This window comes from Corallococcus sp. AB018 (assembly GCF_003986945.1).
GTDB lineage: Bacteria > Myxococcota > Myxococcia > Myxococcales > Myxococcaceae > Corallococcus > Corallococcus exiguus.
In genome coordinates this window covers 17,417-38,645 of sequence record NZ_RAWR01000088.1, presented here as the reverse complement: position 1 = coordinate 38,645, position 21,229 = coordinate 17,417, and the positions used below count along the sequence as shown (strand labels likewise).

The following is a 21,229-nucleotide window of genomic DNA, read 5'->3' as shown; positions in this document are numbered from 1 at the left end:
GCCGTGGTGGGACGGGGACTAGGGGCCGTCATGGACGACGCCTATGACCGGATCGACTCGAACCGCCACGAGCAGACGCAGGCGGACATCACGCGGATGAAGGACCAGGCGGCGCGGGACAAGATCAACAAGAACACGCCTCGCGGCCACAACAAGATCACCGAGGACTGAGTCCATGCCCCTGCGCGCACATCCTGTGCAGAAGGAGTCGAAGACCCTCCTCTGCATCAACTGCCCGAACACCCTGCTGACCGTCCCCCCCAGCCGCTACACCTTGCAGCCGGACGACAGCTTCGCGACGCCGCAGGCCCTTTCGTTGTTCGCCGCGGTCTGTGACACGTGTGGATACACAGAGCTCTACAAGGAAGGCCCGCTGTTCCAGGGCGGCAGGTCCGAGGAGGGGGAGTCATGAAGACGAAGGTCGTGCTGGCCCCGAAGGAAGACATCCAGATGCAGTCCCTGGTGGCGACGCGGAGGCCCGATGACACGTTCTTCGGCACCTACCTGGCGACGATGACCAGCAAGCGCGTCTTCGCCGAGGACGCCAACGGCACGCTGCTCTTCAACTTCTACTTGAAGGACATTGCCCGCGCGGAGGTGCGCGAGAGCTTCTGGAAGGGCGACGGCATCCGGCTGCTCCTCCAGGACGGCAACGACTTCGTCTTCAAGCTGATGAAGGACGGCATCTACGAGGACGCGGATGCCGCGCGACGGTGGGTGAACACCATCAACCAGGTGTTGCTCATCTGGCGCAACCAGGCGCCCGCCCGCTAGGGGCGTGTCTGACGGATGCAGGTGGCGCTCGCCAGAGGCGCTGAGCGCCACCCGCATCGGGGCCTAGCACCCCAGGTTGGTGCCGGGGCTCACGCCGAGCAGGGAGCAGAACTGCTGGTACTTGTCGATGCGGCTCTGCACCTGGCCGGGGTTGCGGCCGTAGCACTCCACCGACCCGTTGATGGTGCGGATGGTCTCACCGAAGCCGGCACCGTTGACGATGGCGTTGTGGGCCGTCATGGAGCCCGCGCCGTTCTGCGTGGTCCAGAACCAGAAGCCCGTGCGCCACGCGGCGTTCGCGTCCTGGGCCAGCAGGTCCGGGTTCGACTGGAGCGGCAGGCCCAGCGCGTTGCCCGCCGCGCAGTAGTTGCCGTTCCACGACAGCTGCATGGGTCCGCGTCCGAAGTACCGCTTGCCCGGGGCGCAGCTGCACCCTGGAGGGCCCCACGACGTGTCGCAGTAGTCGCCCTTGTTGATCTCCTCGATGTACACGAGCCCGCCCGTCTCGTGTGACACGTTGGCCAGGAAGGCGGCCACCTCGCGCTTGCGCGTGTCGGTGTCACCCGTCGTCGCCAGGCCCGGGAAGCCATTCGCGGCGGCGATGAGCGCGTCGTACGTGTAGAAGCCGTTGCGGCCGGGGAACATGGTGTTGAACATGTCGCGGGTGAGGATGCCCCCGAAGCCCGAGCCGCCGCCCCCACCACCGCCGGAGACCTTGTCGAACGTCCAGCGCTGGTTGTCGCGGTCCGCGTAGAACGGGTACTGGACGATGAGGGTGCCGTTGTCAGGCAAGCCGTACGACAGGTCCATGGCCATGCCGGTGTGGCGCGGGTGGAAGCTGAACTGCACGCCGCCCCGGTTGATGAACTGGAACTGCTGGTTGGCGCCGTCGACGTAGGTCCACTGGTGGAGGACCGCGTTCTCCGCGGTGCTCACCCCCACGATGTCCAGGGCCTTGCCGCTGTTGACGTTGATGATCTTCCAGAACCCGCCCGACGTGGGCGAGATGTGGAACTTCTGCGCGTTGGTGCCGTTGCAGTCCCACTGCTGCACCTTCGCGCCGTCCGCCGTGCTGGACGACGCCACGTCGATGCACTTGTTCGTCCGCACCGAGCGGATGACGTAGTCGCCCTCCGTGATGGTCGACACCACGGCGGCGCTCTCCACCTGGCCCACGGCTTCTTGCGCGGTGTCTCCGGCCTCCGGGCCCGAACAGCCGGCCAGCGCGCCCACGACTCCCAGCAAAGACAGACCGCGGATCATTCCCTTGTGGCTCATGACGTCTCCCATGGGTACCGCCAGCAGATGGAGGAACTCCTGGGAGGTGTATTTGTACGTCCCAGGTAGACTTTGTTTTCTGAAAGAACAAAGTCTCCTGGCTTCATGCCATCAGGCTAGATATCCAGTCAATCCGGGGAATCCGAAAGACGCTTCAGGAAGCGCTCCGCGAAGAGGTACGCGTCCCCCGGCCAGCGCGCGGACACGTAGCGCCCGTCCTCCACCACGAAGGCGGGCGCGTGGTCCGTCGCGGTGCCGCGCTTGGACAGGACGCGGGGGCCTCGCTCGAAGTGGCTCGGGTCCGCGAGCGCGGCGGCGACCTCCTCCTCCACGTACGCGGGATAGGTGCGGTAGTAGCGGCCCAGCTTCCACGCGGTCAGCAGGTACGCGGAGCGCTCCATGTACTTGGGCAGGCACGTGGTGCGCGTTCCGTGGAGCACGCTCTTGCCGGTGGCGGGGTCCTTCGTGCGCGCCAGCACCAGCACGCCGTGGCAGATGGCCGCCACGGGCCGCTGGAGCGCCCAGAACGCCGCCACCTTCGCCTGGAGCGCGCCGCTGCCCAGGTACTGCCGCATGCCCGGCGCATGGCCTCCAGGCAGCAGGAGCGCGTCGAAATCCGACGGCGTCACCGCGTCCCAGGTCAGAGGCTTCTGGAAGGCCTGCGTGAGCGTGAGGTCGCCATAGAAGCGCTTGGGCTCCGGATCCGCGCCCAGCTGTCCGAAGAGCACGCCGGTGAGCAGCAGTGGATCCGCGGCGGGCATGTGGCCCTTCTCCGTGGCGAACACCACTTCGTGGCCCGCGTCGGTGAGCAGGCGCCAGGGGACGGCCACCTCGGTGACGTCGAAATCATGGTCGGGCAGCGGGACGAGGACGCGGCGAGCAGAGGCCATGCGGCCAGTCTTTCCCGCAGCCCCGGGGCTGACAAGCGGTCAGGCGCCTCGCTCGATTTCCATCCGGTAGCCCACGCCGCGCACGGTCTGGATGGAGAAGCGTGAGGCGCTGGTCCACTTGAGCTTGCGCTTCAGGCTGGAGACGAAGTTGTCCACGGTGTGTGGATCCACCACCACGTCCGTGCCCCAGACCGCGTCCAGGATTTCGTCGCGCTTGAGCGCCCGCTCGCGCTCCTTCAGGAAGAAGGCCAGCAGGTCGAACTCCTTGCGCGTCAGTTCCACCTCCGCGCCTTCGGGAGACTCCACGCGCCGCCGGTCCAGGTCCACGCTGTAGCCCGCGAAGCGCAGGACCTTCGCCGGGGCGACACCGCCACCGCGCTTCAGGTGGGCGCCCACACGTGCGAGCAATTCGCGCAGCCGGTAGGGCTTGCCCAGGTAGTCCTGTGCGCCGGACTCGAAGCCGCGCACCACGTCCTCCTCCAGCGTGCGCGCGGTGAGCATCAGCACCGGTACGCTCAGGCCTTCTTCTCGCAGCGCGCGGCAGAGCGAGTAGCCGTCTCCATCCGGCAGCATCACGTCCAGGAGGATGAGCTGGAAGTCGCGGCGGGACAGGTGCTCGCGCGCCTCCTTCACCGTGGCGGCCTCCTCCACGGCGTAGCCGCCCTGGTGCTCCAGGTTGTCACGCAGCGCGAGCCGCAGGTTCGGGTCGTCCTCCACGACGAGGACAGTGGGGGCGGCGATGGTCATGCGTTGCTCCGGGCCTCGGGGCGGTACTCGGGAAGGGTCAGCTCGAAGGTCGTGCCTTCGGGGCTGGAGGCCGCTACGCGCAGCGTGCCTCCGTGCAGCCGGGCAATCTTCCGGCACAGCGCGAGCCCCAGCCCGCTGCCGGGGACCTCGCGGCCGTCGCGGCCGGACAGCCGGTAGAACTCGCCGAAGACGTGCTCCCACTCGGACGCTGGGATGCCGGTGCCGTTGTCCGTGAAGTGCACGCGCCCTCCGGACAGCGTCTGGACATGCAGGCGCACGGGGCTGCGGGTGTTGTACGCGCATGCGTTGCGCGCCAGGTTCGCAAGCAGCAGCCGCAGCAACTGCGCGTCCGCGTTCAGTTCACGCGCGTCCACGTCCGCGGTCAGCTCCACCGGCATCGGCGCGCCGGACTCCAGGTCCCGGCGCAGGTTGGAGACCAGCTCGTCCAGCCGCACCGGCGCGAGCTTCGGCACCCAGCGCCCCTTGTCGATGCGATTGAAGGACAGCAGGTTCTCCACCAGGAAGCCCAGCCCGTCCGCCTCGCGGATGATGCGCGCGGGGTAGTCCTTCGCGTCCGCGCCCTCCGCCACTCGCCACTCCAGCGTCTCCGCGAGCAGGCGGATGGAGGCCAGCGGCGTGCGCAGTTCGTGCGACACGGTGGCTACGAAATCGTTCTTCAGCTCCAGGAAGTGGTACTTGCGCTGCTGCGCCACGAAGGCCAGCACCGCGATGGTGAGCGCCAGCGCCGCGCACAGGATCAGCATCAGCGTCTTGATCCGGTAGCGGCTCTCCAGCGCCTCTTCGCCCCGTGTCCACTCGGACGATTCCACCGACACCGGCAGCGACGCCAGCGACAGCACCGGCGCGTCCCCCGGCAGGGTCACGTGTCCGTCCGCCTTGATCAGGCCGCGCTCCCGCATCTCGCGGGTGAGCCCCGCCAGGAGCCCTGACAGGTCCAGCGCCAGCCCGCGTACGTCGGCCCCCTGGAGCGGCTCCAGGTACCAGCCGGACCGCGCCAGCACCGGCTCCCGCACTTCCTCCGGCAGGGGAAGCGGCGTCGACGCCATCTCGCGCGTCCTTGCTTCGAAGTCCGCCACCGGCACGCCCACGCGCATGGAGAGCGCCACCACCTTCCCACGCAGGAAGTCGAAGTCCTCCGGCGTGAAGCGCGAGCGCTTGAGCAACAGCAGCCGCTGCAACCCCTCCAGCCGCCCACCGCCCTGTCCATCCACGAGCCCGTCGCGCACCAGGGCCCGCATCAGGTCCGGCACCACGTCGCCCCGCGCCGCCACGTCCTCCAGCACCACCAGCATCGAGGGCAGGTCCCTCGTGGACGCGAGCACGAAGCGGGCGCGGTGCTGGAGCATCGCCATCAGCGACAGCAGCGTGGCCCGCCGGTCCTTCGCCTTCAGCGACTGCTCCACCAGCGCCATCCGCTCCAGCCGTTCCTTCCAGGGCCCCTCGTCCTCGTCCGCGACCTCCGTGCCGGCGCGCAGCCGCGCGTAGCGGTCCTTCGCGGGGGAGTCCCCCGCCGTATCGAAGAGAGCCAGCCGCGGCAGCACCTGCTCCCCCTGTTCCCGCAGGTACAGCCCCGGCGTGGCCACGAGCGGATCCTCCTTCGCCGCGGCGAGCGTGGAACGCGAGGCATCCAGTCCCTCTCGCAGCGCCTGTCCCAACGACGCGCGGGCGTACTGCTCCAGGGCCTCGCGCCGGGAGCGGAGCGAGGCCCGAGCATCCTCGCGTTCGGCGGCGAAGATGCGGTGGAGATAGCCCAGGCCGACCGCGAGCCCGGCGAGGCCGAGCACGAGTGCGACGAGGGTGGGCAGCAGCCTGCGCGGCATCCGGACAGTCCCTACTTGATGGTGGGGACGCGGTCGGCGTCCATGGTGCGCACCGGCGCGAAGGACTCGAAGCGGTCCTCGCGGCGGTCCAGCTTCTTCGCCAGCCGGATGAGGTTGCCCAGCTCCACCACGTCAGTGCGGGACTTCAGCGGCGTGCCCAATTCCTCCCACAGCGACACCAGCGCGTCGTAGGTGAGCGGGCGCGCCCAGTAGGAGCCGCGCAGCTTCTCCGCGAAGGCGGCGGCCACGTAGGACAGGCGGGTGGGGGACGCGGCCTTCTCATACGCGGGGCGCAGGAGCGTCATGGGCATGGCCTTCTCGATGAGGCGCGAGCTGCCGCCCTCCGGGGCCTTGTAGCGGATGCGCAGCGTGCCGAAGTTCGTCTGCGACGGGTCGCGCAGCTTCACCTCGTAGAGCGCGGTGACGGCGTGGCCCGCGCCCACCTCGCCCGCGTCCACGCGGTCGTCGTTGAACTGCTGCTTGGTGAGCAGCCGGTTCTCGTAGCCGATGAGGCGGTAGCGGGACACCGTCTTGCGGTCGAACTCCACCTGGAGCTTCACGTCCTTGGCCACCACCTGGAGCGTGCCGGTGAGGTTCTGCACGAAGATGCGGCGGGCCTCCTCCAGCTTGTCCACGTAGGAGTAGTTGCCTTCACCCACCTGGGCCAGCCGCTCCATCAGCACGTCGTTGTAGTTGCCCATGCCGAAGCCCACGGTGGACAGGGTGATGCCCGCCGCCGCCTTCTCCTTCACGAGCGCCCAGATGCCATCCGCCTCGGTGACGCCGTTGTTCGCCACGCCGTCCGAGCAGAGGATGACGCGGTTGATGCCGCCCTTGAGCATGTGGCTCGCGGCCAGCGTGTAGCCCAGCTCCATGCCCGCCTGCGCGTTGGTGGACCCCTCCGACTGGACGCTGTCGATGGCGCTCAGGATGACGGCCCTCTGCGTGGCGTTGGTGGGGGCCAGCACCTGATGGGCGGTGGTGCCGTAGACGACGATGGACACCTGATCCCGCTCATCCAGCGCGTCCACCAAGAGGCGCAGCGAGCGCTTCACCAGGCCCAGCCGGTTCTCCATGGCCATGGAGCCGGACACGTCGATGACGAAGACCAGGTGTGACGGCTTGCGCTGCGCGTTGCTCACGTCGCGCGCCTTCACTCCGATGTGCACCACCTGGTAGCCCTTGCGCGCGGGGGAGGGGAAGCCCTCCACGTTCACGCTGAAGGGCGCGTCCGCAGCGTTGGCATAGTCGTAGTCGAAGGTGTTGACGAACTCCTCCACGCGCACGGCCTGCTCGTCGGGAAGCGCGCCGCGCTCCAGGTAGGCGCGCGTCAGTGTGTACGACGCCGTGTCCGTATCCACGGAGAAGGTGGAGAAGCGCTCCTCCTCGGTGTCCACGGTGGGGTTCACGCCGTAGCCCTTGAAGTACATGTCGAAGAAGCGCTGACCCTGCGGGGCCTCGGTGCGCTCCGGCGCGGGCTGCGGCGTCGGGTCCGCCGAGGCCTGGGGCGCGCGGTACACCGTCTGCGGAGTGCCGTCCGGGACGACGATGTGCATGTGTGGCAGGGCCCAGGACGGGGCACGCGCGCGGTCGTTGGTGCTGTTTGGGTCGCCGTCGCCCGACGGGGTGTTCGTGCTCAGACCGTCCACCACGTAGCCATTGCCAGGCTTGGGCTCCGCCAGGGATTCGAAGCTGCGCGTCGCGCCGCCCTTGCCCACCGGGCGCACCACCGCGATGCGCTTGATGAACTCCGGGTCCACGTACACGCCCTGGTTCGTGGATCCCACGTCGATGGTCGGGGGCGCGCCGACGATGGTCGGGGGCGCGCCGACGATGGTTTCCGTCGACGACCAGCTCTCCGGGAGCAGCTCCACGTTCAGTCGGATGGTGCGGTTGGGCTTCAGCTGGATTTCAGGGCGGGCGAAAGGCTTGAACGACTCTTTTTCGAACCTCAGGGTGTACGTACCCGCGGGGAGCCGGGGGATGCGGTAGTTCCCCTGGGCGTCCGTGACGACCACCTGCTCACGCTGCAGGCTCGGTGAGGTCGCGGAGACCACCACGTCCATCACGGGCTTCTTGGTGGTGTCGTCAAGCACCGTGCCGATGATGGTGCTCGTAGCGGGGGCGCCCGCATCCAGCTGGGCCCGCGTGGCCACGGGGAGCATCATCAAGAGCAGGGGCAGGGCACTTCTCAGGAGGGACTTCAGCATGGACCACCTCTCGCGCATCAGGGTGGAGCCATCATCCAGATGCGCCCCGCATCGAACCGCATGGGGGGCTCGTCTCCTCATCATGGTTTCATCATGAAGGGAAACCGTGCCGGGGGCGCGGTGTCTGATTAGAAAGGCCGTCCATGACGGCACTCGACACCCTCTTTCCCACCGAAGAGCAGATTCCCCCCGGCGTGCGGCTGCCTGCCTATCTGGAGCAGCGCGAGTACCTCGTGGGAGGCGAGCTGCGCACCTGGGCCGGTGAGCTCAACCCGGTGGCGAGCCCCGTGTTCGTCCGGACCCCGGACGGGCTGAAGCAGAAGGTCATTGGCGCCACGCCACTGCTCACCTCGCGCGAGTCCCTGGACGCGCTGGCGGCGGCGGTGAAGGCCTACGACTCCGGCCGGGGCGTCTGGCCCTCCCTCAAGGTGGCCGAGCGAATCGAGCACGTGGAGCGCTTCCTCACCGCCATGCGCGCCCAGCGCACCGCAGTGGTGAACCTGCTGATGTGGGAGATTGGCAAGACGCAGCCGGACTCGGAGAAGGAGTTCGACCGCACGGTGGATCTCATCGTGGAGACCATCCGCGCGCTGAAGGAGTTGGATCGCACCTCGTCCCGCTTCGTCCAGGACCAGGGCATCATGGCGCAGATCCGCCGCGCGCCCATGGGCGTGGCCCTGTGCATGGGGCCGTACAACTACCCCCTCAACGAGACCTTCAGCACGCTCTTCCCCGCGCTCCTGATGGGCAACACCGTGGTGTTCAAGCCGGCGAAGTTCGGTGTGCTGCTGGTGCGGCCCCTGCTGGAGGCGTTCCGCGACTGCTTCCCGCCCGGCGTCATCAACATCATCTACGGCCGCGGCCGGGAGACCGTGGGCGCGCTGATGGAGAGCGGGCAGGTGGACCTGTTCGCCTTCATTGGCACCAACAAGGGCGCCAGCGAACTGAAGCGCATGCACCCCCGGCCGCACCGCCTCAAGTCCGTGCTGGGCCTGGACGCGAAGAACCCGGCCATCATCCTGGAGGACGCGGACCTGGATAACGCGGTGAAGGAGTGCATCACCGGCACGCTGTCCTTCAATGGCCAGCGGTGCACGGCGCTCAAGCTGCTGGTGGTGCACCGGAACATCGTGGATGCGTTCCTCGCGAAGTTCACCGCCGCCGTGGACAAGCTCAAGCCCGGCATGCCCTGGGACCCGGGCGTCGCCGTCACGCCGCTGCCGGAGCCGGGCAAGGCGACATACCTCCAGGGGCTGGTGGACGACGCGGTGTCGAAGGGCGCGCGCGTGGTCAACCAGACGGGCGGGCAGGGGGCCCGGTCGTTCTATTCACCCACGGTGGTGTACCCGGTCACGCGCGACATGCGGCTCGCCACGGAGGAGCAGTTCGGTCCGGTGGTGCCGGTGATGGTCTTCGACGAGGACGCGGAGGCCGTGCGGCTGGTGGTGGAGTCGCAGTTCGGTCAGCAGCTGAGCCTGTTCGGGAAGGACTCCGCGCGCGTCGGGCGGTTCATCGACGCGTTCTCCAACCAGGTGGGCCGCATCAACCTCAACTGCCAGTGCCAGCGCGGGCCGGACACGTTCCCGTTCAACGGCCGCAAGGACTCCGCGGAAGGGACGCTGTCCGTGGCGGACGCGCTGCGGGTGTTCTCCATCCGCACGCTGGTGGCGACGAAGACGACGCCGGACAACACCGCGCTCGTCCAATCCATCCTGACCCGCAGAGAGTCGGATTTCCTCACCACGGACTTCCTCTTCTAGTCCCGCCTCGGCCCCTGATGCTAAGCCTGGGGCCATCCCATGGCGCCGCGCACCACGACCCTCGAGCTGCACAAGGAAGAGATGAAGTTCTCCGCGGGGCACTTCACCATCTTCTCCGCCACGCACCGCGAGAACCTGCATGGGCACAACTTCTCCGTCTACGTCGCGCTGACGGGGGAGGTGGCCGACGATGGCCTGCTGTCGGACTACGGCCCGCTCAAGCAGGCCATCATCAACCGCTGCAAGGCCTGGAACGAGACGTTCTTCCTCCCCAGCCGCTCCAAGCACCTGCGGCTGGAGCGGGACGCGCAGGGCAACCACGTGGCGCACTTCAACGGCGAGGAGCTGCGCTTCCTCGCTCGCGACGTCACGGTGCTCCCGGTGGCCAACGTGTCGCTGGAGGAGTTGGCGCGCGTCTTCGGCGAGGAGCTGGTGGGCGACGGCAGCGCCATGGCGCGCGACCACATCACCGGGCTGGTGGTGAAGTGCGCCTCGGGCCCTGGCCAGTGGGCCTCCTGGGAGTGGAAACGCGATGTCTGATCAGGTCCTCATCACCGGCGCGAGCCGGGGCATTGGCCGGGCGGCGGCGGAGCGGTTTCGCAAGGAGGGCTGGCGCGTCATCAACGTGTCGCGAAGCCCCTGCACCGTGCCGGGCGTCGTCAACGTGCCGGTGGACCTGGCCGTGCCGGGCTGGGAGCCCGCGGTCGAAGCGGCGCTGCGCGACGGGGCAGGGCAGGGGCGCTTGTCCGTCATCCACAACGCCGCCCTCTACGAGCATGACGACGCGCTGACCATGGACGCGGACCACCTGCGCCGCGTGCTGGAGGTCAACGTGGTGGCCCCTCTGGTGCTCAACCGCCTGGCGCGGCCGCTGCTCACGGACGGCTCGTCCCTGCTCTACGTGTCATCCACGCTGGGGGAGAAGGCCGTGAAGGGCGTGGCGTCCTACGTGACGACCAAGCACGCGCTCATCGGGATGATGCGGGCCACCTGCCAGGACCTGGCGGGGACGCAGGTCCACACCGCCTGCGTCTGCCCCGGCTTCACGGACACGGAGATGCTCCGCGAGCACATGGGAACGGACCCTGCGGTCCGGGCGAGCGTGGCGGGGATGACGACGTTCGGGCGGCTCATCACGCCGGAGGAGATCGCCGGCGTGCTCTACCTCTGCGCCACCACCCCGGTCCTGAATGGCGCGGTCATCCACGCCAACCTGGGCCAGATAGAGCGCTGAAGCCGGCTTTCAGCCTTCCGCGGCGTAGACGGTGCACGAGGACGTGCAGGTCTCCGCCACGCGGATGCGCGCGACGGTGGTGCCGGGCACGTTCACGCGCTCGAAGAGCCACGCGGCCAGCAGCTCGCTCGTGGGGTTCTCCAGGCCGGGGACGTCATTGAGCAGCCGGTGGTCCAGCTGGGCGTGGAGCGGCTGCCAGGCGGCGTTCAGCTCCGCGAAGTCCACGATCCACCCGAACTGCGGATGCACGGGGCCGCGGAGGGTGATTTCGATGCGGTAGCTGTGGCCGTGCACCCGCGAGCACTTGTGCCCTTCCGGAACGTTGGGCAGGCGGTGCGCGGCCTCGAAGGTGAACTCCTTCGAGATTTCGGTGACGAGGGTGGGCTTCTTCACGGATACGGCCTCCATTCGGCGGCCTTGTATCCGCGTTCCCCCCGTGCGTCCACGCCTCGTCTCAGGGGGCGGGCACTCAGGCGCCGAGCGCGGTGCCCAGCCGTGCGAGCACCCCCGGCCAGCCCGGCTTCATCCCTTCGAAGGCCCGGCGGCCCATGGGCGAGTCCAGGTTGAAGCCTTCGTGGACGAGCGTGAGCCGCGTCCCCGTTCCCTCCGGCGCGAGCCGCCAGGTGAGGGTCGTGTCGAGCGTCCCCGTGGCGAAGCGGTACTGGAGCAGTCGCTCCGGCTCCACCGCGAGCACCTCACAGGGCTGCTGACCCCAGGCGCCCATGTCGAGCGTGAAGCGGTGGCCCACGACGGGGCGCACGTCGCCCGCGGCCCACCACTTCGCGTGGAGCGCCGGGTCCGTCAAAGCCTTCCACACGGCGGAGGGCGGATGGGCATACACGTGGTCCAGTTGGATGACGGCGGGGGGATTCATTTGCGTGACTCCTCGTCGAGCACGTCCTCGAGCGCGGCGAGCCGCTGCTTCCAGTAGTGCGTGAAGGCCTTGAGCCAGTCGTCCACCTCCGACAGTGGACGCGGATCCAGGTGGTAGTAGCGCTCACGGCCGCGCGGCTCCTCGCGGACGAGACGCGCCTTGCGCAGGACCTGGAGATGTTCGGAGACGGCGGGCCGGCCCAGGTTGAAGCCGCTCGCCAGGTCGTTCACCGCGCGAGGCCCCTTGCGCAGCTGCAGCAGGATTTCCCGGCGCACCGGATTGGAGAGCGCCGAAAAGACATCCGGTTCGGACATGGCCCGGATTGATACGTCGGAAATCTCCGACGCGTCAAGGGACGCCCGTGGCGGGAGGGGAGGCGGAGTGGGAGCGGTTACCTCCGGGCGACGCGCGGCTGCGCGATGGGCGCGCGCTGCTCCCGGCGGATGGGGAGCCGGAGGAGCTGGGCGTAGCGCGCGAGCCGGTCCTCGAAGCGCCGGGCATCGCGGCCCCAGTGCACGACGACGTTCCGCTCGGGGTCCTTCCGGTGCGTCAGCGCGATGCCGTACTCGTCCTGCGCGCCAATCCAGTCCGGGTGGTGGCGCCGCTCGCAGTCGAGGCCCGCGTAGTGATCCAGGGGCTCGTTCCATGTGAAGGCGCTCAGGGCCCCTCCACCGCGCAGCGACACCTCCGAGGCCGTCACCACCACCTCCAGGCGGGTCGTCACGCACCGCACGATGAGCGTCCCGGTCACGAACAGGCCCAGGACGCCCACCAGCGGCAGCATCCATTGCTCGCGCAGCAGGGCCAGGGACAGGCCCTGGTCCAGTGCGTAGGCGACGGGGAGCACGACCAGCAGCACCAGCCCGAGCAGCGGCCACACGACCTGGCCGAGCAGCGGACGCGTGCGGAAGCGCAGGGGGAGGTCACCCCCCATGTCCATCTTCTGTGGAACCGGTGAAAGCACTTCGAAGAAGGACATGGGGCCGGCGTCTCGGGCGTACGGGCGATGGATGCCTTTGACCCAAGCTCAACATGTCGGCGGATGGGCTGTCCACGTCTTCCCGGGTAGTCCGGGAGCCGCCGGACGGACCGCGCCCCTTCAGCGGGAGTGCTGTTTGAAGAAGTCCCACATGATGGTGGTTCCGTCGGGACCCGCCGGGTCCGCGAACGGGAAGGCGCCGTCACCGCCGGGCCATGCGTGACCCATGCCCTGGATTTCGATGTGCTGCACCAGGAGCACGCCATTGGAGACGTAATCCCTCACGGTGTACTTGCGGCCTCCCGGTGAAACAGCGGACGTCGTCCGGGCCGGGGTGTTGGACACGCTGTTGTTGTTGGAGCCGTCGTCGCCGTAGTCGTTCGTCTGGACGAACTGGCGTGCGGTCTGCTGGCCGTTGACGGGATTGACGACATCATCGGACGTGCCGTGCACCACGAGCACCGGCACCTTCCGGCGCGGCTTGCCCGAGCACGCCCACGCGTCATAGCCCCGGTCATCCGGCGAATAGATGCTGCCGAACGTCATGGCATAGAGGCTGCCGGACGCCGTGGTGGCTGCCTTGTACATGGCGCCCGCGCCCACCATGCCCGCGGTGAACACATCCGAGTAGCAGGCCATCAGGATGCTGGTCATCACCGCGCCCGCGGAGACGCCGCCCAGGTAGACGCGGCGCGAGTCCACCGCGTAGTGGCTCTTCACCTGGTCCACCATGCCGACGATGATCGACGGCTCGCCAATGCCTCGCTCCTGGTTGGAGGAGAACATGAAGTTCCAGCATTGGGTGCCGTTCGCGAACATCGCCTGGTTGGGATAGAGCACCAGGAACTTCTCCGCGTCCGCCTTCGCGTTCAGCCGCGACAGGCCCGCGAACTGGTCCGGGTTCTGAAGACAGCCATGCAGCCCCACGACGAGCGGGAGCGGCTCACCGGGCTGGTAGCCGGTGGGGACCCAGAGCTGGTAGCTCCGGGTGCCCCAGACGTTCGAATAGACGCCGTGGACCCACTCTCCCGCGCGGGCCTGGGTGGTTCCCAACACGGCGAACAGCGCGCACACCACCACCGCCATGCGAGACATGGCCTGGACCTTCCGAGTCACCGACATGTGTCTGCCTCCTGCTTCAGCCAGGACGCGTCATGCGCCCGGGTGACTCGACTTCCCGGAGGAACCGCTCCACCGCGTCAGCGACCTGTCCGGGTTGATCCACGGGCGCGGCATGCCCGGAATCCGTCAGCACTTGGAGCCACGCGTCCTTGAGCTGGCCCACGTAGGCCTGCTTCGTGGACAGCGGCGTGTAGTCCCGTTCGGAGTGCAGCACGAGCACGGGACAGGTGATGTCCTTCAGCCGGTCCTGGACGCTCCATCCGACGAGCCCCTTTGTCGCGCGCAGGTACACGTCCGGCGCGTTGGCGCCCAGGGATTCGATGGCCCGTTGGCGCAGGGCCTCCTGCTCCGGCTTTGGGAACAGCCTGGGGGCCACGCGCTTCGCCAGCCCGCGGGGACCCAGCAGGCGCAACACCAGCAGTCGCGCCGCGAACTCCATCTTCCGGCGGAACGTGCGCGCGACCATGTCCGGCCCGCTGTTGACCACGGTCAGGCTGCGCACCAGGTCCGGCCGGTCCACCGCCAGCTGGAAGCCCATCATCCCGCCCATGGACAGGCCGACGACGTGCACCTGCTTCAGCCCCAGCCCGTCACACAGCGCGGCGATGTCCCGCGCGAAGAGGGCCACGCCATACGCGCCCGCCGGCTTGTCGCTCTGGCCGTGGCCTCGGGCGTCCGGCACCAGCACGCGGTGATGCGCGGACAGCCGGGGCGCCACCGCTTCCCAGTCGCTGCCGGACGAACCCAGCCCGTGGAGGAGCAGGATGGGCGCTCCCTCGCCGGACTCCTGGAGGTGCAGGGTGACGCCGTCGGGAAGGGAGAACGTGGGCATCGTCGGGTGAACGACCGTTCAGAGAGGGGTTGGACTACGCTTCCAGGGTCGGTGGAACCGTAGCTGAACGACCGTTCGTTTTTCAAGGTGGCTCCCATGGCGTCTTCCTCCCCGTCCCGTCTTCGTGCGCGCAAGGCGGTGCTTCCGGCCTCGGCGCTGGCTGACGGCACGCGTCGCCGCATCCTGGAGACGGCGCTCCAGCTCTTCGCGAGCCGGGGCTTCCATGACGCGTCCATCCGGGACCTGGCCAAGGAGCTGGAGCTGCGGCCCAGCGCGCTCTACGCGCACTTCCCCTCCAAGGAGCACGTGCTCGCGGAGCTGGTGCGGCTGGGGCACGAGGCGCACCACGAGGGCTTGCGCACGGCGCTGCTCGGCGCGGGGGCGAAGCCGGTGGAGCAGCTCCGGGCCCTGGTCCGGGCGCACACGCAGCTGCACGCGACCCATCCGCAGCTGGCGGTGGTGGTGAACGACGAAATCCATGCGCTGCCGCCGGAGCTGGCGGCGCCGTCCCTGGCGCTGCGGGAGCAGTCGTCCGCGCTGCTGATGGCCGTCATCGAACGGGGGCGCGCGCAGGGCGTGTTCTCCGTGCCGAACGCGGGCGTCGTCGCCGCGGCCATCTCCGCCATGGGGTTGCGGCTGCCCTACTGGTTCGAACCCACGCCCGCGCTCGACGTGGACGCGCTGGCGGACCTGCACGCGGAGCTGGCGCTGCGGATGCTGGGGGGCAAGGCGGGGAAGTGAGGCGGGCGGTGGGCGCGGCACCCGCTGCGTCGGAGTTCGCGCCACGACCGGGACGACCTGAGCCGTAGGCGCAAGCGCGCGTGGATGACCGGGTGGCGCGTGGGTTGCTATGTGTCGCAGTGCCGGCCGGGCAGGGTGCCCGGCCGTGGCTTCCTGGCCGCGATGCTCCCCGAACAGTCTCATTCGCACGCGGCACAAGGCCCACGGCGCGGCCTGCGGGCCACTGTTGTCCTCACGCTGCTGTGCCTGCCGCTGTTCGTGGCCATGCCGCCGGCGGTGTCTCCGCCGCCTCGGCTCGTCCTCTGGGCGTGGGAGCGGCCGGAGGACCTGCGCTTCCTGGAAGGCCGCGCGGTGGATGTCGCCTTCCTGCTCGCGACGATTGATCTCACCGACGAGGATGAGCACCTGGAGCCTCGCAGGCAGCCGCTCCGGGTTCCTCTGGGTGTCTCGTTGAAGGCCACCGTGCGGTTGCAGATGCTTCCGGGAAGCTCGCTCGCGCGCTTCGGTCCGGAGCGCTTGGAGTCGCTGGCCGGGAGCCTGGATGCGCTCGCGCGACGCCGCCCTGACGTGACGGCGTTGCAACTCGACTTCGATGCCCGCGCTTCGGAATACGACGCCTACGTCGACATGCTCCAGCGGCTGCGCGCGCGCCTGCCTCCGGGGATGCCGCTGTCCATCACGGGGCTCGCGTCGTGGTGTGTGTCCGGCAGCTGGATTGCCCGCGCGCCCGTGGATGAAGTGGTGCCGCAGCTCTTTCGCATGGGGCCGGACGCGCCGGTCTGGCGTGCTCGGTTCGCGCGCGGCCTGCCCCGTCCGTGCTCGGGCAGCATGGGCCTGGCCATGGACGAGTGGCAGCCCGTGCCTCCCGGCGTTTCGACCCTCTATCTCTTCAACCCCCGGCCGTGGACGCCCGATGCGTTCGCTCGCGCCGTGGCGGAGACCCGACCATGAAGAACGCAAGAACAGTCCTGGGGCTCGTGGGCCTCGCGGTCCTGCTGCCTCCCGTCATCGCCGACGCCTGTGGACCCGACTTCGGGCCCGCGCCCCGCTTCTCCGTCGTGGACAATCCCGACCGGCCCTTCAGCAACTACGCCGCCGGACGCCTGGGCATCCTCCGCCGCACCTTCGACCCGCCGTACCTCGCCTTCGCCTTTCGCTCGATGATGGGCATCCCCACCACGGCGGATGAGCAGAAGCACTTGGTGGTGGGTTGGACGGACGCGGAGGGCCGCTATGGGCCCGACCCGAGCTGGGCCCGTGATCAATGGACCGCCGTCCGGCAGGAGGTCGTGCCCGCCAAGGACCTGCCGCAGGTGGACGCCAACCAGTTGGTGTACGCCTCCAACGACGCCTATATCCACGGTGATGCCTTCCTGCACGCCGCGGTCACGGCCCGCGCGCTCGCGAAGGAATGGAAGCAGCGTCCGGCCCTGCTGAAGGAGTGGGTGGGCAACCAGGACAACGTCTTCAGCAAGGGTTGCACCCTGGCCGACCCGGCGCCGGGCATCGAGGAGTCGCTGACGCCCCGGGAGAAGACGCGCAGACAGGCCGAGCGCGACTACCAGGCCGCGGCCATGCACCTGTACTGCGGGAAGTTCGACGCGGCGGCGGAGGCCCTCCAGAACATCGCCAGCACCGCGGACTCGCCCTACCGGGTCCTCGCCGCGTACCTCGTGGCCCGCACCCGCGTTCGCGAGGCGCTGTTCCTACAGCCGGACGACTACTACGAGGTGCGCAAGGTGGACGAGGCATCGCTCGCGCGCTTCACCAAGGCGGAGGAGGCCATCCAGAAGGTGCTCGCGGATCCGAAGCTGCGCGAGGTGCACGGGCCCGCGCGGCGCCTGCTGTCCCTCGTGCGGTTGCGCCTGTCGCCGGCCACCTGGCGGTGCGAGCTGTTCTCGCGGGTGCTGGAGAAGGGGACGGGCTCTGGACTGGAGTCGGAGCTGGCCGGCCTTTCTCTAGGGGCCGACGCGGAGGGCAACGCCGTCACCTGCCCAGGGCTGAAGCCTCGCGCGGCGGAGCTCTTCGAGTGGCTCCGGTTCATGTCCACCCCCATCACCGAGGAGCCCGGTGCTCCGGAGGCGCCGTGGCCCGCGAAGGCTTACGGCACCGCCGTGGCCCGTTGGAAGAAGTCCGGGAATCAGCCCTGGCTCGTGCTCGCGCTGCTGTCGGCCCGCGCGGACTCGCCGGAGGTGTCCACGCTGCTCGCGGACGCGGGGACGGTGCCGGTGGAGTCTCCCGCGGGCATGACGCTCGCGTGGCGCTCCGTGCAGCTGCTGCGGGAGCGGGGACAGCTGGCGGAGGCCCGGGCGCGGTTGGACGCCATTCCCCCGGAGCAGGTGCGCGACCAGCTCTCCACGGACAACGCCTTGCGAGAGGAGCGGCTGCACCTGGCGAACGGCTGGGACGAGGCCCTGCGCAACGCGGCCCAGTTCCTGGTGGAGGAGTCCGTCCTGGCCCCCCAGCAGGACGGCAGCGCACCCATGGGACTCAGCGCCGCGCGGGCCACCTTCCTGGAGTCCCACGTCCCCACGCGCCGGTTGCGCGAGTGGGCCGCGCTTCCGTCGTTGACCCCCGAGCTGCGCCGGCAGCTGTCGTGGGCCGTGTTCGCCCGCGCCGCGGTGGTGGGGGATGACGCCATGCTCAAGGCCCAGGCGACCACGCTCGCTGAGACGGAGCCCAAGGCCCGCGCGGAGCTGCTGGCCATCGTGGCGCGGCCCACGGCGGAGGAGCGCCAGTTCGACGCGCGGCTGTTGATCATGGGACTGCCGGTCGTCTCCGCGAGGTTGGAGCCCGCCAGGGACCGGCTGGCCAACGCCTCCCCGAAGCTGGACCTCACCGAGGACCTGAGCTGGTACCGCAACGGCTGGTGCGTGCCGGGGCCGAAGAACCTGGAGGATCCGCTGAAGACGCCGCTCCCGTTCGCGAGCCAAGAGGAGCGGACGGACGCCGCCGCGGAGTGGAAGGCCCTCAACGAGGCGGGCTCCTCCGTGGCCTTCTTCTCCGGCGTGGCGCTGGATTGGGCGAAGGCGCACCCGGAGGATCCGCGCTCGCCCATCGCGCTGTTCCGCGCGGTCCGCTCCAGCAAGCGGGGCTGCGGCCAGAACACCCCGGAGGCGAAGAAGGCCTTCGCGTACCTCCACAAGCAATACGGCAAGACGGAGTGGGCGCGCAAAACGCCCTACGTGTACTGACGCGAACGGAGCCCTACTGCTTGGGCTTCACGATGCGGAAGATCTTCCGGCGGAAGATCTTGTCCCGCGCCTCGTCGGTCAGGCGCGTGGACTTCACCTGCAGGTAGATGGACGGATGGTCCGAGTAGTACTTGCCCTCGGACTTCAGGTGCCGGGAGCCGCTGGCGCCCATCAGGCCGAACATGCCGGGACCGGACAGCTCCAGGTGCTCCGTGTCCGCCTGGTAGTAGCCCATGTAGTGGGCGTTGCCGGCGGAGTTCGAATACTGCTGCTGGAAGAGCGGGATGGCCGCGCTGCTCTTGTGGGCCAGCATGTACGTGGGCTGCGTCTCCGGCCGGCCGTCGAAGAAGACGCCCCGGCTGCCCTGGGCCGTCTCCTGGAGGTCCATGTTGAAGTCCCCCACCATCACCTGGATGCCCTCGGTCTTGCAGAAGGCCTGCAAGGCATTGCGCTCCACCTGCCGCTCGTGCGGGTTGGAGCCCGTCAGCGACGCGCGCAGGTGCACCCCGGCCACCGTCACCGAATAGCCATACCGGTTCCCGAGCGTCACCTTGAGGATGTACTCGTCCTTGGACTTCAGCTTCGTCTGGATGGACGCCGTCTTCCGCGTGAGCGTGGTGGCCTCCAGGTAGAAGCCGTCTTCCTTCACGTTGTCCAACTGCCCGTCGATGTCCTCGCGCAGGTAGAGGGAAATCTCGTTGACGTGCTTGATGCCCTTCACCGTCGCGTCGTCGATGAGGTGCTTGCGCACGTAGGACATGCCCAGGCCCGGGACGTCGATGCGGTCCGGGAAGGGCGAGCCCGTGGGGTTCTCCGACAGGAAGATGAAGACGGGGTAGTGCTTGTAGCCGCGCAGGTTCCGCTCGATGCGGCTCTTGCGCCGGTCGCTCCACTGGGACGTGTCCGCCGCCTGGGGGCCGTTGCTCGCCAACCATGACTGGAGGTTGTCGTCATAGTCGGCGTCGCGGACGTGCATGTTGCGGATGAGGTCGCACTCCTGCTCCACGATGTCCGCGAGCTTCGCTGCGATGTCCGGCCCCTGCAGGAACGCGCTGGAGGCCATGCTGGGGACGAGCGGGTTCGCGAGGTTCGCCCCGTCCACCCGCGCCCCCGTGTCATCCAGCGTCGCGCTCAGCCCCTTCACGCCCTTGGCGGTGTTGGCCTTGTAGAACTTCTTCGCCGCGTCGAAGGGGATGAACAGGATGGAGATGCGGGGGAGGGTCGCGGTGTCGATGCCCTCGTCGAATTCGCGCTTCGGCATGGAGTCCCCCGGCAGTGCGAGAGGGCTACTTCCAGGAGCAGCCCTTGATCTTCTTGCAGAACGCTTCGTTGGTGGCCTTCTCGCACGCGATGGCCACGCCGCCGCACATATTGGACCCGAACATGTAGGCACATCCAGGCTGGCTGCTGCAGTACATCTGGGAGAAGACGCCACAGAAGTTCGCCTTGCCCGTGCAGCGGCCGGCGCCCTCGGACGCGGTGGTGTCCTTCTCCGGCGTGGCGGCCGTGCCCGCGTCCTTGTCTTCGACTCCGGCGTCCGCCTTCGCGGAAGTGGAGGGCTTGGGCTTCTTCGCCGTGTTCGCCGCGTGGGCGGGAGCGCCCAGCAGGGCCGCCGCCATCGTGAGCGCCATGAAGAGACCGACACGCTGTCCGTGCTGCGCCATGTTCCTGTCCTTTCGGTGTGGGACCGGCCCGACTTCCGCCATAACAGTCCACGAGAAGGGGACTCAGCGACGCGCAGCATGCCCGCCTGCCCGAGCGGGAGTCGAGCGGCCAGGCTCATTTCAGCGGCGGGGGAGCAGCTCCCGCGCCAGCTCATCGAGCGCGAGCACATCCCCGCGGCGCTGGCGCTGGGCGCGTCCATCACGCCCTGGAGCCCGCTGGCGTCGGGACTCCTGTCCGGCAAGTACACCCGCGAGGGCACACATGCGAAGGGCGAGGGACGGCTGCCATCCATCCAGGGCGGGGGCAACCCGGGCTTCGAGAAGCTCTTCACCGAGCGCAACTGGGCCATCGTGGACGTGCTGCGCGAGGTGGCGACGGAGCTGGACCGCTCGCCCGCGCAGGTGGCGCTCGCGTGGGTGACGCGCCGGCCCGGCGTGGCGTCCACCATCATCGGCGCGACGCGGATGGAGCAGCTGGAGGCGAACCTGCGTGCGCTCGACGTGCGGATCCCCGACGCGCTCGCCGCGAAGCTGGAGGCCGTCAGCCGCCCGGAGCTCGTCCACCCGTACCACTTCTTCGAGGACGCCTTCTTCGCCGGAGGCATGTTCACGGGCGGCACGACGGTCCGCTCCGAGCCCACGTGGTTCCGGCCGGTGGCCCGGTAGGGATTCCCGCTACGGCGGGGCCCTGCGGTAGGCTCGCTGCACAGGGAGGTGCGGTCCGTGGAACGCGTCCAGGGTGGGGTCGGCCGCTCCGGTCATGAGGTCCGGAGCGAGCTTGAGCGCGCGCAGGTGGAGCTGGCGGCCGCGCGGCGCAAGGTGCAGGAGTTGGAGCAGACCCTGGAGGCGCGCTCCCGAGAGGTCCGCAAGTGGCAGGCGCGGGCCGTGAAGGAGCCCCGGCCGGCTTCGGAGTATCGAATCGTCGCGTTCGTGGTGGGGGTAGTGCTGGGAGGGGTGTTGCTCCAGTGGGCCGTCGTCTGGGGAGGCGGCAGGATGCCTCCGGAGGCCTCCAGTCCCACGTACAAGCCAGCGTGGGACAGCGGACCTCCGCCCACCTTCCCGGTTCCGTAGCCCCAAGGAGCTTCGCCC

Annotated in this window: 23 protein-coding genes; 10 read left to right on the top strand and 13 right to left on the bottom strand. The window is 69.0% G+C overall.

Going from position 1 to position 21,229, the window contains the following annotated elements:
* Nucleotides 1-175 precede the first annotated feature (175 nt).
* Together D7Y11_RS19970 and D7Y11_RS19965 are read left to right on the top strand one after the other, a co-directional pair.
* A complete protein-coding gene (locus D7Y11_RS19970) occupies nucleotides 176-412 on the top strand; it encodes a hypothetical protein (protein ID WP_126934500.1) in 237 nt (78 codons plus the stop codon).
* A complete protein-coding gene (locus tag D7Y11_RS19965; protein WP_126934499.1) occupies nucleotides 409-774 on the top strand; it encodes a hypothetical protein in 366 nt (121 codons plus the stop codon). Before D7Y11_RS19970 ends, D7Y11_RS19965 begins: the two co-directional genes overlap by 4 nt.
* A gap of 63 nt (nucleotides 775-837) precedes the next feature.
* Here the strand turns inward: D7Y11_RS19965 and D7Y11_RS19960 are convergent, their stop codons facing one another.
* The 5 genes from D7Y11_RS19960 to D7Y11_RS19940 all read right to left on the bottom strand — a co-directional run bounded on the left by D7Y11_RS19960 (nucleotide 838) and on the right by D7Y11_RS19940 (nucleotide 7,698).
* A complete protein-coding gene (locus D7Y11_RS19960) occupies nucleotides 838-2,052 on the bottom strand; it encodes a glycoside hydrolase family 19 protein (RefSeq protein WP_126934498.1) in 1,215 nt (404 codons plus the stop codon).
* 128 nt (nucleotides 2,053-2,180) lie between these two features.
* Nucleotides 2,181-2,942: a type 1 glutamine amidotransferase domain-containing protein gene (locus tag D7Y11_RS19955; RefSeq protein WP_126934497.1), complete on the bottom strand. Its 762-nt coding sequence runs from the start codon at nucleotides 2,940-2,942 to the stop codon at nucleotides 2,181-2,183.
* A gap of 39 nt (nucleotides 2,943-2,981) precedes the next feature.
* Complete coding sequence (locus D7Y11_RS19950) at nucleotides 2,982-3,689, bottom strand: response regulator transcription factor (RefSeq protein WP_126934496.1); 708 nt, start codon at nucleotides 3,687-3,689, stop codon at nucleotides 2,982-2,984.
* Nucleotides 3,686-5,530, bottom strand: coding sequence for a HAMP domain-containing sensor histidine kinase (locus D7Y11_RS19945; RefSeq protein WP_126934495.1), 1,845 nt, complete (start codon nucleotides 5,528-5,530; stop codon nucleotides 3,686-3,688). The genes D7Y11_RS19950 and D7Y11_RS19945 overlap by 4 nt, the downstream gene beginning before the upstream one ends.
* An 11-nt stretch (nucleotides 5,531-5,541) precedes the next feature.
* The gene (locus tag D7Y11_RS19940) at nucleotides 5,542-7,698 is read right to left on the bottom strand and encodes a von Willebrand factor type A domain-containing protein (RefSeq protein WP_233607339.1); all 2,157 of its coding nucleotides are present in this window, start codon (nucleotides 7,696-7,698) and stop codon (nucleotides 5,542-5,544) included.
* A 185-nt stretch (nucleotides 7,699-7,883) separates the two neighbouring features.
* Here D7Y11_RS19940 and D7Y11_RS19935 point away from each other — a divergent pair, with 185 nt between their 5' ends.
* The 3 genes from D7Y11_RS19935 to D7Y11_RS19925 are packed head-to-tail and all read left to right on the top strand — an operon-like array spanning nucleotide 7,884 to nucleotide 10,734.
* On the top strand, nucleotides 7,884-9,500 hold the full coding sequence (locus D7Y11_RS19935; RefSeq protein ID WP_126934494.1) for an NADP-dependent glyceraldehyde-3-phosphate dehydrogenase: 1,617 nt from the start codon (nucleotides 7,884-7,886) through the stop codon (nucleotides 9,498-9,500).
* Between the two features lie 39 nt (nucleotides 9,501-9,539).
* A complete protein-coding gene (locus tag D7Y11_RS19930; RefSeq protein ID WP_126934493.1) occupies nucleotides 9,540-10,040 on the top strand; it encodes a 6-carboxytetrahydropterin synthase in 501 nt (166 codons plus the stop codon).
* Nucleotides 10,033-10,734: an SDR family NAD(P)-dependent oxidoreductase gene (locus tag D7Y11_RS19925; protein ID WP_126934492.1), complete on the top strand. Its 702-nt coding sequence runs from the start codon at nucleotides 10,033-10,035 to the stop codon at nucleotides 10,732-10,734. The genes D7Y11_RS19930 and D7Y11_RS19925 overlap by 8 nt, the downstream gene beginning before the upstream one ends.
* A 9-nt stretch (nucleotides 10,735-10,743) precedes the next feature.
* On the opposite strand, the gene queD is transcribed toward D7Y11_RS19925, so the two are convergent.
* From queD to D7Y11_RS19895, 6 genes are all read right to left on the bottom strand, one after another.
* A complete protein-coding gene (gene queD, locus D7Y11_RS19920) occupies nucleotides 10,744-11,142 on the bottom strand; it encodes a 6-carboxytetrahydropterin synthase QueD (protein WP_126934491.1) in 399 nt (132 codons plus the stop codon).
* A 61-nt stretch (nucleotides 11,143-11,203) separates the two neighbouring features.
* Nucleotides 11,204-11,608, bottom strand: coding sequence for an SRPBCC domain-containing protein (locus tag D7Y11_RS19915; protein ID WP_120576763.1), 405 nt, complete (start codon nucleotides 11,606-11,608; stop codon nucleotides 11,204-11,206).
* Complete coding sequence (locus D7Y11_RS19910) at nucleotides 11,605-11,922, bottom strand: helix-turn-helix transcriptional regulator (RefSeq protein ID WP_120566657.1); 318 nt, start codon at nucleotides 11,920-11,922, stop codon at nucleotides 11,605-11,607. The genes D7Y11_RS19915 and D7Y11_RS19910 overlap by 4 nt, the downstream gene beginning before the upstream one ends.
* A 77-nt stretch (nucleotides 11,923-11,999) precedes the next feature.
* Complete coding sequence (locus D7Y11_RS19905) at nucleotides 12,000-12,542, bottom strand: hypothetical protein (protein ID WP_126934490.1); 543 nt, start codon at nucleotides 12,540-12,542, stop codon at nucleotides 12,000-12,002.
* Nucleotides 12,543-12,707: 165 nt separating this feature from the next.
* The gene (locus D7Y11_RS19900) at nucleotides 12,708-13,709 is read right to left on the bottom strand and encodes a PHB depolymerase family esterase (protein WP_120576765.1); all 1,002 of its coding nucleotides are present in this window, start codon (nucleotides 13,707-13,709) and stop codon (nucleotides 12,708-12,710) included.
* Nucleotides 13,710-13,725: 16 nt separating this feature from the next.
* Entirely contained in the window at nucleotides 13,726-14,541 is an 816-nt protein-coding gene (locus D7Y11_RS19895) for an alpha/beta fold hydrolase (RefSeq protein WP_126934489.1), read from the bottom strand.
* 96 nt (nucleotides 14,542-14,637) lie between these two features.
* On the opposite strand from D7Y11_RS19895, the gene D7Y11_RS19890 reads away from it, so the two are divergent.
* From D7Y11_RS19890 to D7Y11_RS19880, 3 genes are all read left to right on the top strand, one after another.
* A complete protein-coding gene (locus D7Y11_RS19890) occupies nucleotides 14,638-15,282 on the top strand; it encodes a TetR/AcrR family transcriptional regulator (RefSeq protein ID WP_126934488.1) in 645 nt (214 codons plus the stop codon).
* A gap of 84 nt (nucleotides 15,283-15,366) precedes the next feature.
* Nucleotides 15,367-16,233, top strand: coding sequence for a DUF3142 domain-containing protein (locus tag D7Y11_RS19885; protein ID WP_233607338.1), 867 nt, complete (start codon nucleotides 15,367-15,369; stop codon nucleotides 16,231-16,233).
* Nucleotides 16,230-18,476, top strand: a complete 2,247-nt coding sequence (locus D7Y11_RS19880) for a hypothetical protein (RefSeq protein WP_126934487.1) — start codon at nucleotides 16,230-16,232, stop codon at nucleotides 18,474-18,476. The genes D7Y11_RS19885 and D7Y11_RS19880 overlap by 4 nt, the downstream gene beginning before the upstream one ends.
* 13 nt (nucleotides 18,477-18,489) lie before the next feature.
* Here D7Y11_RS19880 and D7Y11_RS19875 read toward each other — a convergent pair whose 3' ends face one another.
* Nucleotides 18,490-19,737, bottom strand: a complete 1,248-nt coding sequence (locus D7Y11_RS19875; protein WP_126934486.1) for a hypothetical protein — start codon at nucleotides 19,735-19,737, stop codon at nucleotides 18,490-18,492.
* Nucleotides 19,738-19,762: 25 nt separating this feature from the next.
* Nucleotides 19,763-20,140, bottom strand: coding sequence for a hypothetical protein (locus tag D7Y11_RS19870; protein WP_120576770.1), 378 nt, complete (start codon nucleotides 20,138-20,140; stop codon nucleotides 19,763-19,765).
* Nucleotides 20,141-20,218: 78 nt separating this feature from the next.
* Here D7Y11_RS19870 and D7Y11_RS19865 point away from each other — a divergent pair, with 78 nt between their 5' ends.
* Nucleotides 20,219-20,806 carry an aldo/keto reductase gene (locus D7Y11_RS19865; RefSeq protein WP_233596978.1) on the top strand — a complete coding sequence of 196 codons (588 nt, stop codon included), beginning with the start codon at nucleotides 20,219-20,221 and terminating at the stop codon, nucleotides 20,804-20,806.
* A 57-nt stretch (nucleotides 20,807-20,863) separates the two neighbouring features.
* Nucleotides 20,864-21,211 carry a hypothetical protein gene (locus tag D7Y11_RS19860; RefSeq protein ID WP_126934485.1) on the top strand — a complete coding sequence of 116 codons (348 nt, stop codon included), beginning with the start codon at nucleotides 20,864-20,866 and terminating at the stop codon, nucleotides 21,209-21,211.
* Nucleotides 21,212-21,229: the final 18 nt, after the last annotated feature.

Bases quoted from the DNA above. Each gene is read 5' to 3' on its own strand.
- D7Y11_RS19970 (WP_126934500.1), top strand. From the start codon at position 176: ATGCCCCTGCGCGCACATCCTGTGCAGAAGGAGTCGAAGACCCTCCTC.
- D7Y11_RS19965 (WP_126934499.1), top strand. From the start codon at position 409: ATGAAGACGAAGGTCGTGCTGGCCCCGAAGGAAGACATCCAGATGCAG.
- D7Y11_RS19960 (WP_126934498.1), bottom strand. From the start codon at position 2,052: ATGAGCCACAAGGGAATGATCCGCGGTCTGTCTTTGCTGGGAGTCGTG.
- D7Y11_RS19955 (WP_126934497.1), bottom strand. From the start codon at position 2,942: ATGGCCTCTGCTCGCCGCGTCCTCGTCCCGCTGCCCGACCATGATTTC.
- D7Y11_RS19950 (WP_126934496.1), bottom strand. From the start codon at position 3,689: ATGACCATCGCCGCCCCCACTGTCCTCGTCGTGGAGGACGACCCGAAC.
- D7Y11_RS19945 (WP_126934495.1), bottom strand. From the start codon at position 5,530: ATGCCGCGCAGGCTGCTGCCCACCCTCGTCGCACTCGTGCTCGGCCTC.
- D7Y11_RS19940 (WP_233607339.1), bottom strand. From the start codon at position 7,698: ATGATGCTCCCCGTGGCCACGCGGGCCCAGCTGGATGCGGGCGCCCCC.
- D7Y11_RS19935 (WP_126934494.1), top strand. From the start codon at position 7,884: ATGACGGCACTCGACACCCTCTTTCCCACCGAAGAGCAGATTCCCCCC.
- D7Y11_RS19930 (WP_126934493.1), top strand. From the start codon at position 9,540: ATGGCGCCGCGCACCACGACCCTCGAGCTGCACAAGGAAGAGATGAAG.
- D7Y11_RS19925 (WP_126934492.1), top strand. From the start codon at position 10,033: ATGTCTGATCAGGTCCTCATCACCGGCGCGAGCCGGGGCATTGGCCGG.
- queD (WP_126934491.1), bottom strand. From the start codon at position 11,142: ATGGAGGCCGTATCCGTGAAGAAGCCCACCCTCGTCACCGAAATCTCG.
- D7Y11_RS19915 (WP_120576763.1), bottom strand. From the start codon at position 11,608: ATGAATCCCCCCGCCGTCATCCAACTGGACCACGTGTATGCCCATCCG.
- D7Y11_RS19910 (WP_120566657.1), bottom strand. From the start codon at position 11,922: ATGTCCGAACCGGATGTCTTTTCGGCGCTCTCCAATCCGGTGCGCCGG.
- D7Y11_RS19905 (WP_126934490.1), bottom strand. From the start codon at position 12,542: ATGGGGGGTGACCTCCCCCTGCGCTTCCGCACGCGTCCGCTGCTCGGC.
- D7Y11_RS19900 (WP_120576765.1), bottom strand. From the start codon at position 13,709: ATGTCGGTGACTCGGAAGGTCCAGGCCATGTCTCGCATGGCGGTGGTG.
- D7Y11_RS19895 (WP_126934489.1), bottom strand. From the start codon at position 14,541: ATGCCCACGTTCTCCCTTCCCGACGGCGTCACCCTGCACCTCCAGGAG.
- D7Y11_RS19890 (WP_126934488.1), top strand. From the start codon at position 14,638: ATGGCGTCTTCCTCCCCGTCCCGTCTTCGTGCGCGCAAGGCGGTGCTT.
- D7Y11_RS19885 (WP_233607338.1), top strand. From the start codon at position 15,367: ATGACCGGGTGGCGCGTGGGTTGCTATGTGTCGCAGTGCCGGCCGGGC.
- D7Y11_RS19880 (WP_126934487.1), top strand. From the start codon at position 16,230: ATGAAGAACGCAAGAACAGTCCTGGGGCTCGTGGGCCTCGCGGTCCTG.
- D7Y11_RS19875 (WP_126934486.1), bottom strand. From the start codon at position 19,737: ATGCCGAAGCGCGAATTCGACGAGGGCATCGACACCGCGACCCTCCCC.
- D7Y11_RS19870 (WP_120576770.1), bottom strand. From the start codon at position 20,140: ATGGCGCAGCACGGACAGCGTGTCGGTCTCTTCATGGCGCTCACGATG.
- D7Y11_RS19865 (WP_233596978.1), top strand. From the start codon at position 20,219: ATGCCCGCCTGCCCGAGCGGGAGTCGAGCGGCCAGGCTCATTTCAGCG.